General features: G+C 73.2%; 8 protein-coding genes. 5 read left to right on the top strand and 3 right to left on the bottom strand.

Annotated features, from left to right (window positions below; translation table 11 throughout):
• A partial coding sequence (locus tag AB0C29_RS22410; protein WP_360823164.1) for an FAD-dependent oxidoreductase occupies positions 1–795 on the bottom strand: 795 nt, incomplete at its 3' end.
• A gap of 246 nt (positions 796–1,041) precedes the next feature.
• Between AB0C29_RS22410 and AB0C29_RS22405 the strand changes: the two genes are divergently transcribed.
• Positions 1,042–2,439 carry a PepSY-associated TM helix domain-containing protein gene (locus AB0C29_RS22405; RefSeq protein ID WP_360823161.1) on the top strand — a complete coding sequence of 466 codons (1,398 nt, stop codon included), beginning with the start codon at positions 1,042–1,044 and terminating at the stop codon, positions 2,437–2,439.
• Positions 2,436–3,281 (top strand): aldo/keto reductase, encoded by an 846-nt coding sequence (locus AB0C29_RS22400; RefSeq protein ID WP_360823158.1) that lies wholly within the window; start codon positions 2,436–2,438, stop codon positions 3,279–3,281. Before AB0C29_RS22405 ends, AB0C29_RS22400 begins: the two co-directional genes overlap by 4 nt.
• Here the strand turns inward: AB0C29_RS22400 and AB0C29_RS22395 are convergent.
• Together AB0C29_RS22395 and AB0C29_RS22390 are read right to left on the bottom strand one after the other, a co-directional pair.
• Entirely contained in the window at positions 3,278–3,961 is a 684-nt protein-coding gene (locus AB0C29_RS22395) for a DivIVA domain-containing protein (protein WP_360823154.1), read from the bottom strand. The two genes, AB0C29_RS22400 and AB0C29_RS22395, sit on opposite strands and share 4 nt — an antisense overlap.
• Before the next feature lie 108 nt (positions 3,962–4,069).
• Positions 4,070–5,455 (bottom strand): AI-2E family transporter, encoded by a 1,386-nt coding sequence (locus AB0C29_RS22390; protein WP_360823151.1) that lies wholly within the window; start codon positions 5,453–5,455, stop codon positions 4,070–4,072.
• Between the two features lie 205 nt (positions 5,456–5,660).
• Here AB0C29_RS22390 and AB0C29_RS22385 point away from each other — a divergent pair, with 205 nt between their 5' ends.
• From AB0C29_RS22385 to AB0C29_RS22375, 3 genes are read left to right on the top strand one after another with little or no spacing between them, the layout of a single operon-like run.
• Positions 5,661–6,362, top strand: coding sequence for a ThuA domain-containing protein (locus AB0C29_RS22385; protein WP_360823148.1), 702 nt, complete (start codon positions 5,661–5,663; stop codon positions 6,360–6,362).
• A complete protein-coding gene (locus AB0C29_RS22380) occupies positions 6,347–7,441 on the top strand; it encodes a Gfo/Idh/MocA family oxidoreductase (protein WP_360823145.1) in 1,095 nt (364 codons plus the stop codon). The genes AB0C29_RS22385 and AB0C29_RS22380 overlap by 16 nt, the downstream gene beginning before the upstream one ends.
• On the top strand, positions 7,441–8,199 hold the full coding sequence (locus tag AB0C29_RS22375; RefSeq protein ID WP_360823142.1) for a hypothetical protein: 759 nt from the start codon (positions 7,441–7,443) through the stop codon (positions 8,197–8,199). Before AB0C29_RS22380 ends, AB0C29_RS22375 begins: the two co-directional genes overlap by 1 nt.
• The last annotated feature ends 62 nt before the right edge of the window (positions 8,200–8,261 follow it).

Here is an 8,261-nt window from a genome sequence, read left to right as displayed (position 1 = left end):
TGCACCGGTGCGGATCTGCCCGCCCAGCGCCTCGAACTGGCGGGCCAGCGGAGTCCAGATCGCCGTCTCGTAGTCCTGGGTGGGCGCGTCGAAGTCCAGGCCCTCCGGGTTGCGCAGGAAGTAGAAGTGGAACTGCATCAGCATCTCGGCCGCCGACATGTCCTCCTGGTGGTTGAAGAACGAGTGGGCGAACACGTCGAAGAGCATGGCCCGGGCCCGCTGCGGCATGCCCAGCGCGTCGAGGAAGTCCTTGGCCGAGACGTCGTCGAAGGTCCGGTACGTCTCCTCGCGGTCGTAGCTGAGCAGCGGCAGGGCGGCGGTGCCGTCGAGTCCGCGCAGCTCGCGCAGCCGCATGCTGGGGGAGCGGGCCAGCAGCGCGAGCAGGTTGGCCGGTGGGGTCCTGGGCAGCCCGGCGAAGCTCTCCTCGGGCCACTCCTGGGAGATGATCGGGTAGCGCCCGGCCGGCTGCAGGAACGACAGGCTCGGGTCGATGCGGCGCAGCACGTTGCGCCAGTTGTAGTACTGCCGGAAGAAGCCGTGGAAGCCGTGCTCGACCATGTGCCGGGTGCCGTCGGGCAGCGTGCTCGGCCAGGCTGCCAGCCGGCCACCGAGCTGGGCGGCCCGTTCCAGCAGGGTGACCCGGACGCCGCGTTCGGCGAGCAGCAGGGCCGCCGTCACGCCGGCGATCCCGCCGCCGACGACCACCGCGGTCACCGGCGTGGCCACGGTGCGGGGCAGGTCCGGGCGGGACCGGACGACACGGTGGGCGCGTTCGCCGCCAAGACGTCGGATCACGGTGTCAGGTCCCCCATCAGCAGTGCGAAAGCGGGCCTATGCCCCGTCCGACGACCTTACAACCGCACTTCGCCCGCTTTTCCGGGCGCGGGCGGGAAATGACCGTGCTCTGGCGGGAACTGATCGGCCGCGCCGCCCGACCTGTCTGCCGGACGCCGAACGCCCCGGCGGCCGCCCCCGCCGCCGACCCCGAGGACAGCCGATGACGATCCCCGCAGCCGTGCCGCCGAATTCCGAGGACCGCTGATGACCATCACGGAAGAGGCCGTGCCGGGTGCCGGCACCCGCGACATCACGGTACGGCGCCAGTCCGCGTTCGGGGCGCTGCTGCTGCGCCTGCACTTCTACGCCGGCGTCCTGGTCGCGCCCTTCTTACTCGTGGCCGCGGTGACCGGACTGCTCTACACGATCACCCCGCAGCTCGACGCGAGCCTCTACCGCGACCAGCTGACCGCCGCGTCCGCCGGCGACGGCCCGGCGCTGCCGCTCGCGGACCAGATCGCTGCCGCCCGCGCCGCGCACCCCGCCGGCACACTGTCTGCCGTCCAGCCGGGCACGGGCGATGCCACCACCCGGGTCGTGTTCTCCCAGCCCGAGCTCGGCGAGAAGCAGCACACCGTCCACGTCGACCCGGGGACCGGCCGCGTGCAGGGCACCCTCACCACCTGGTACGGCTCCACCCCGGTCACCACCTGGCTCGACGACCTGCACCGCAACCTGCACCTCGGGGCGGCCGGCCGGTTCTACTCCGAGCTGGCCGCCAGCTGGCTCTGGGTCATCGCGCTCGGTGGTGTCGTCCTGTGGTGGCGGCGGTCGCGCGGACGCCGGCTGCTCGTGCCCGAGCTGTCCGCGAAGAAGGGGGTGCGGCGTACCCGGAGCTGGCACGCGGCGACCGGCCTGTGGCTGGCGGTGGGCCTGCTGATCCTGTCCGCCACCGGCCTGACCTGGTCCCGGTACGCCGGCGGCAACTTCACCGCGGTCCTGGACACCTTCGACGCCCACCAGCCGGAGCTCGCCACGGCCGTCGCCGCCGAACCGGCCGGCGGGCACCACGGTGGCGCAGCGGGACCGGCCGGGGCCGTCGACCCGGCCGCCGCTGACACCGTGTGGAGTGTCGCGCGGCAGCACGGGATGACCGGGCCGGTCGAGCTGACCGTGCCGGAGGAGGCGAACGCGGCCTGGACCGTGGCGGGCATCGACAACACCTGGCCCGTCGGGCTGGACCGGGTCGCCGTCGATCCGCAGACCTCGGCGGTGGTGGCCCGCAGCGACTTCGCCGACTGGCCGGTGCTCTCCCAGCTCAGCAAGCTCGGCGTGCAGGCCCACATGGGAAAGCTGTTCGGCGTGTTCAACCAGGTGCTGCTGGCCGCGCTGGCCGTGGGGCTGATCTGCGTGATCGTCTGGGGCTACCGGATGTGGTGGCAGCGGCGGCCGACCCGGGCCGAGCGCCCGGCGGTGGTGGGTGCGCCGCCGGCCCGGGGTACGTGGCTGGGGCTGCCGGCCTGGGCCGTCGCGGTCGGTGTGCCGGTGGTGTTCGCCCTAGGCTGGGCGTTGCCGCTGTTCGGCGTACCCCTGGCGGGTTTTCTACTGGTGGACGCGATCGTCGGCGGCCTCCGGGCGAGAAGGGTGGCAGCGCGTCCATGACAGTGCGCACGTTCCGCGTCGGTGACCGGGTGGTCCGGCGCCTGGGCTTCGGGGCCATGCACCTGCCCACGGCGCCTGCGGCGGCCCGGGGCAACGCCGTCGCGGTGGCTCGCCGGGCCGTCGAGCTGGGCGTGACCCTGATCGACACCGCGCACCTCTACGGTTGGGGCGCCAACGAGGAGCTGCTCGCCGAGGCGCTCCACCCGTACCCGGAAGATCTGCTCATCGCCACGAAGGTCGGGGTCGCCCCGCCGGATCCGCCGCGCGAGGCGGCCGTGTGCGGGCGCCCGGAGCTGTTGCGCGACCAGGTCGAGCAGGCCCTGCGCCGGCTCCGCGTGCCCCGGCTGGAGCTGGTGCAGCTGCACCGGGTGGACCCGGACGTGCCGCTGGCCGACCAGCTCGGGGCGCTGCGGGAGATGCAGGCCGCCGGCAAGATCGGCCACATCGGGCTCTCCGAGGTCACCGTCGGCCAGCTCACGGAGGCCCGGCGGATCGTCGACGTGGTCAGCGTGCAGAACCGCTACAACCTGCTGGACCGGGAGCACGAGCCGGTGCTGGAGTCATGCGCCGCGGCCGGCATCGCCTTCCTGGCCTGGCGGCCCGTGCATCCGGCGGTGTCGGCGGTGACCACCGGGATCACCGCCGTCGCGGCCGAGCTAGGTGCCACCGCGGCGCAGGTCTCCCTGGCCTGGCTGCTGGCCCGCGCGCCGGTCGTGCTGCCGATCCCGGGCACGGCCTCGCTCGCCCACCTGGCCGAGAACGTCGCCGCGGCGGAGCTGGAGCTGACCGGCGAGCACCTGCGGCGCCTCGACGCCCGGGGACCGGCCGGCGGAACGGGTTAGCTCGCTCCCGGGGAGCTGTTGAGCTCCTGGAGCTGCTGGCTGATGTGACTGTCCAGCGCCGCCTGGTAGCTCTGCGCGAGCTGGCCCAGCCGCTCGATCTCGTCCAGCAGGGCGGCGCGCTTGGTGCCCAGGCTGTTCATCGCCTCGCTGTGATTGCGACGTGCGTCACCCTCGATCGTGCCGGCCTTGAGCTGGGCCTCGCTGGTGATCTGCTCCGACTTGTTGCGGGCGTTGGCCAGTAGCGTCTCCGACTCCTGGCGGGCGTCGCGCATGTGGTCGTCGGCCGTGCGCTGGGCCATCATCAGGACCCGGGCGTTGCGGTCGTCACCGTCCGGGGAGTGCGCCGGGGCGGCCGGGGCCTGGTTACGGGCCTGCTCGAGCTGGGCTTGCACGCTGCGGGCGTTCTGCTCGGCCCGGGCCCGGGCCTCCTGCATGCGCTCCAACTGGGCCGTGATGTCGGAGAACTCCGAGCTGAGCACCATGGTCGAGGCCGCCGGGCCGGGACCACCCGGGCCGCGCTGGACCTGACCGTGCAGGGCGCCGTTCTCCTCGAGCAGACGGATCAGCTCCTGCTCGACCTCGTCCAGGAAGGCGTCGACCTCCTCCTCGTCGTAGCCGCGCTTGCCGATCGGCGGCTTCTTGAAGGCCATGTTGTGGATGTCAGCGGGAGTTAACGGCATCGTGCTCCTTGGCGGGATCATTCGGATCAGGTTCTGCGCATCGATCCTACGCACGATGTCACAGCCCGCGACGTGGGTGTGATCACCCGGGCCGCGACGGCGTGCCACTCAGGGGGTCCGGGCGGCCGGGGCCGGCTCCTCGTGGTTGACCGAGGTGTCGGCCGACGGGGGCTCGGCCGGGTCGGTCCGGCGTTCGGCGTCCTCGGCCCGGTCCTCCGCCTCGGCGGTGCCGTCGTCGGTGGCTTCGGTGCCCGGCGGCTTGCGGTCCGGGGTGGGGTCGCCGCTGGGGTGCCGGACCAGGTAGCGGATGGCGGTGTTCAGCACGGCCAGCAGCGGGACGGCGATCAGGCCGCCGACGATGCCGGCGACGACGATGCCGGTCGCGATGGCCAGGATCACCGCGAGCGGGTGCAGGGCGACCGCCCGGCCCATGATCAGTGGCTGCAGCACGTGGCCCTCGAGCTGCTGGACGGCGATGACCACGGCCAGCACGATCAGGGCGGTGACCGGGCCGTTGGCGACCAGGGCGACCAGGATCGCGACGACGCCGGTGACCGTCGCGCCGACCACCGGGATGAACGCGCCGAGGAAGACCAGGGCGGCCAGCGGCAGCGCCAGCGGCACCCGGAGCACGAAGAGGCCGATACCGATGCCGACCGCGTCCACGAAAGCCACCAGGACCGTGGCGTGCACATACGAGACCAGGGTGTGCCAGGAGTAGTGCCCGGCCCGGGCGGTCGGCACGCGGGCCTCGCGGGGCAGCAGCCGGCACAGGAAGGACCAGATCTGGCCACCGTCGCGCAGGAAGAAGAACAGCGTGAACAGCACCAGGAAGAAGCCGGTGACGACCTCGCCCAGGGTGGTGGCGGTGCTCAGCGCGCCCGAGGTCAGCGCGCCCTGGTTCTTGGTGACGGCGTCCTGGACGCGTTCGATGTACTGGCTGACCTCGGCGTTGGTCAGGTGCAGCGGACCGCGCGACAGCCAGTCCTGCACCTCGTTGATGCCGTCGCTCACCTTCGCCGACAGGTTGTCGATCTGGGAGATGAAGGTCCGCACGATCAGGCTGAGCCCGCCGAAGACCAGCAGCAGCGCGGCGATGAGGACCAGGCCGGCGGCCAGTGAGCGCTTCATCCCGCGGCGGGTCAGAGCGGCGGCGGCCGGCTGGAACAGCGCGGCCAGCAGCAGCGCGATCACCACGGGAATGATGACCACCCGCAGCAGCCCGACGACCCGGAGGAAGAGGTACGCGGCCGCGACGAACAGGATGAACCGCAGAGCCCAGGCGCCGGCCGTACGGACGCTGCGGGGCAGGACGTCGTCGGTACCCGGGCGCTGCTCCTGCACGACCAGCACCGGGGTGGCCGGCTCCTGGAGGTCACCCGGCACGAACGGCGGGGGAGCGTTGCGGGCCTCGGCCGCCGCGAGCCGTGCGCGGGCCCGGGACCGCAGGGTCTGGGCCCAGGTACCTCTCCCCGCGCTGGGCGTACCTGTCATCGGATCCTCCAGATGGTGCTGAACCACTCCGGCCGAACCGGCCGGGCAGCCTCTAACTGCCCCCATCCGGGCCGATTCACGCGTACGGCGCAGGGGTTTCGCCCGCACCGGGAATGACCGTCCCCGGGGCGGGCATTCCGCGGCTCCGGGCCGGGCCGGCGGCGGTGGTTAGGCTGGTTGTGGATCGTGGCACGAGAGGGGACAGATGACATCTCAGCGGCGCGCACTCGTCGTCCGGGGTGGCTGGGCCGGGCACGAGCCGGTCAAGGCCACCGACCTGTTCATTCCGTACCTGCGCGAGCAGGGTTTCGCCGTGGAGGTGGCGGACTCGCCGGCCCCGTACGCCGACGCCGAGCTGATGGGGGCCACCGACCTGGTGGTGCAGTGCATGACCATGGCGACGATCTCCGGCGCGGAGGTCGCCGGCCTGGTGTCCGCGGTGGAGGCCGGCACCGGTCTGGCCGGCTGGCACGGCGGGATCGCCGACGCCTTCCGGGCCAGCGCCGACTACCTGCAGCTCATCGGCGGTCAGTTCGCCGCGCACGCCGCCCGGGAGGCCCCGGGTGAGCGCAGCGGCGACCAGTCCGACAACTACGTCCGGCACCGGATCACCATGACACCGGCCGCCGCGGCACACCCCGTCACCGAGGGCCTCGCCGACTTCGACCTCGACACCGAGCAGTACTGGGTGCTGACCGACGACTACATCGACGTGCTGGCGACCACCACCACCGCCACCCGGCCGTGGGCGCCCTGGCAGCGGCCGGTCACCTGCCCGGCGGTGTGGACCAGGCAGTGGGGCCGGGGCCGGGTGTTCGTCGCCACGCCGGGGCACACCGTCGAGGTCCTCGAGGATCCGAACGTGCGGACCATCGTGGAGAGAGGACTGCTGTGGGCGAGTCGTTGAGAGCCGGCATCGTCGGCGCCGGCAAGATCAGCGGCCAGTACAGCGCCACCCTCTCCCGGTTGTCGCAGGTGACGGTCACCGCGGTGGCCGACCTGGACCCGGGCCGGGCGCAGCTGCTGGCCGATCAGCACCCGGGCGCCCGGGTGGTCGCCCTGCCCGACCTGTACGCCGCACCCGACGTCGACGTGGTCCTGAACCTGACGACACCCAACCAGCACGCCGTCGTGGCCCTTGCCGCGATCGCCGCCGGCAAACACGTCTACGGCGAGAAACCGCTGGCCGCGACCGGTGCCGACGCGGTCGCCGTGGTCCAGGCGGCCGAGGCCGCCGGCGTGCGGGTCGCCTGCGCCCCCGACACCGTGCTGGGTACGGGCGTGCAGACCGCCCGGGCCGCCGTCGACGCCGGCGAGATCGGCGTGCCGCACGCGGCGACCGCCTTCATGACCGGTCCCGGCCACGAGCGGTGGCACCCCGACCCCGAGTTCTACTACCAGCAGGGCGGCGGGCCACTGCTGGACATGGGCCCCTACTACCTGACCTCGCTGGTGCAACTGCTCGGCCCGGTCCGCCGGGTGGTCGGCATGTCGTCGCGGCCGCGCCACGAGCGCACCATCGGCGACGGCCCGCGCGCCGGCACGACCTTCCCGGTCGACATCGACACCCACGTCACCGGGATCCTCGAGCACGAGAGCGGCGCCCTGACCACGCTGATGATGAGCTTCGACATCTGGGCCGCCCACCTGCCGCGGATCGAGCTGTACGGCTCGCAGGGCTCCCTGTCGGTGCCGGATCCGAACTACTTCGACGGCGACGTCCGCCTGTTCACCGCGGGCGACGAGAGCTGGCGGGTGCTGCCTCCGGCGGCCGGTTACGCCGACGCGGGCCGCGGGGTGGGGCTGCTCGACCTGGCCGAGGCGCTGATCGAGGACCGGCCGCACCGCGCCGCCGCCGACGTCGCGCTGCACGTGCTGGACGTGATGGAGTCGATGGAGGTCAGCGCCCGCGGCGGTGCCTCGGTGGCCGTACGGACGACCTGCCGGCGTCCGGACCGTATCCCCGGTGTGCTCGACCTCGGCTGATGAGGCAGCTGACGGGCGCCGGGCGGACGGTGGTGGCGGGTCAGGCCCGGCGCCGGTGGAGCGTCGTGCTTGCGGTTGTGGTGGTGCTCACCGCCGTACCGGTGCTGCTGGCCCACCGGCCGGTGCCGGCGACCGGGGTCGCGCCCGCCGCGCTGCGGGACCGGATCGCGGCTTCGGTCGCCCAGGCCTATCAGGGGTACGCGCAGAGCGCGGGCGCCCTGGGCCTGCCCGCGCTGCCCAACTTGGAACAGGTGACCGCCCTGGTCAGCGGCACCACCGAGATGCGCGTCTGGCGCGGGGCCCCGGACCGGTGGCGGGTGGACGTCCTCGGGCCCGGCACCGAGCAGGGCCTCTACCAGCTGCCCGGCGAGCAGTATCTGTGGGACTACGGCGAGAGTCAGCTCACCCGGATCGTCGGCGACCAGCCGCTGCGCCTGCCCCGGGCGGCCGACCTGACGCCGCCCGAGCTGGTCCGCCGGCTGCTGAGCCTGGCCGCGGGTGACCGCCTGGAGCAGCTTCCGGGCAAGCGGATCGCCGGGGTGGTCGCGGCCGGGCTGCGGATCGTCCCGGTCGCGCCCGGCACCACCGTCGCGCACATCGACGTGTGGGCCGACCCGGCCAGCGGGCTGCCCTTACAGGCGGAGATCACCGCCCGGGGCGCCCGGCGGCCCGTCTTCGTCACCCGTTTCCTGGAGGTCTCGCTGACCGCCCCGGCCGCCGCGGTGCTCGACCCGCCGGCTCCCGGGCCCGGCATCTGAACGGGCACCACATCCCCGGCGGGCGGGCTGGACGCCCGGGAGCGCAGGGACTCTCTGAACCA

The sequence above is a fragment of the Actinoplanes sp. NPDC048791 genome, assembly GCF_040650095.1.
In the GTDB taxonomy this organism is placed as follows: Bacteria; Actinomycetota; Actinomycetes; order Mycobacteriales; family Micromonosporaceae; genus Actinoplanes.
Note: the sequence above shows the minus strand (reverse complement) of the source record. Positions and strands in the feature narration are given on the sequence as shown.

Excerpts from the sequence above, each read along its gene's own strand:
- AB0C29_RS22405 (WP_360823161.1), top strand. The coding sequence starts at position 1,042 with ATGACCATCACGGAAGAGGCCGTGCCGGGTGCCGGCACCCGCGACATC.
- AB0C29_RS22400 (WP_360823158.1), top strand. The coding sequence starts at position 2,436 with ATGACAGTGCGCACGTTCCGCGTCGGTGACCGGGTGGTCCGGCGCCTG.
- AB0C29_RS22395 (WP_360823154.1), bottom strand. The coding sequence starts at position 3,961 with ATGCCGTTAACTCCCGCTGACATCCACAACATGGCCTTCAAGAAGCCG.
- AB0C29_RS22390 (WP_360823151.1), bottom strand. The coding sequence starts at position 5,455 with ATGACAGGTACGCCCAGCGCGGGGAGAGGTACCTGGGCCCAGACCCTG.
- AB0C29_RS22385 (WP_360823148.1), top strand. The coding sequence starts at position 5,661 with ATGACATCTCAGCGGCGCGCACTCGTCGTCCGGGGTGGCTGGGCCGGG.
- AB0C29_RS22375 (WP_360823142.1), top strand. The coding sequence starts at position 7,441 with ATGAGGCAGCTGACGGGCGCCGGGCGGACGGTGGTGGCGGGTCAGGCC.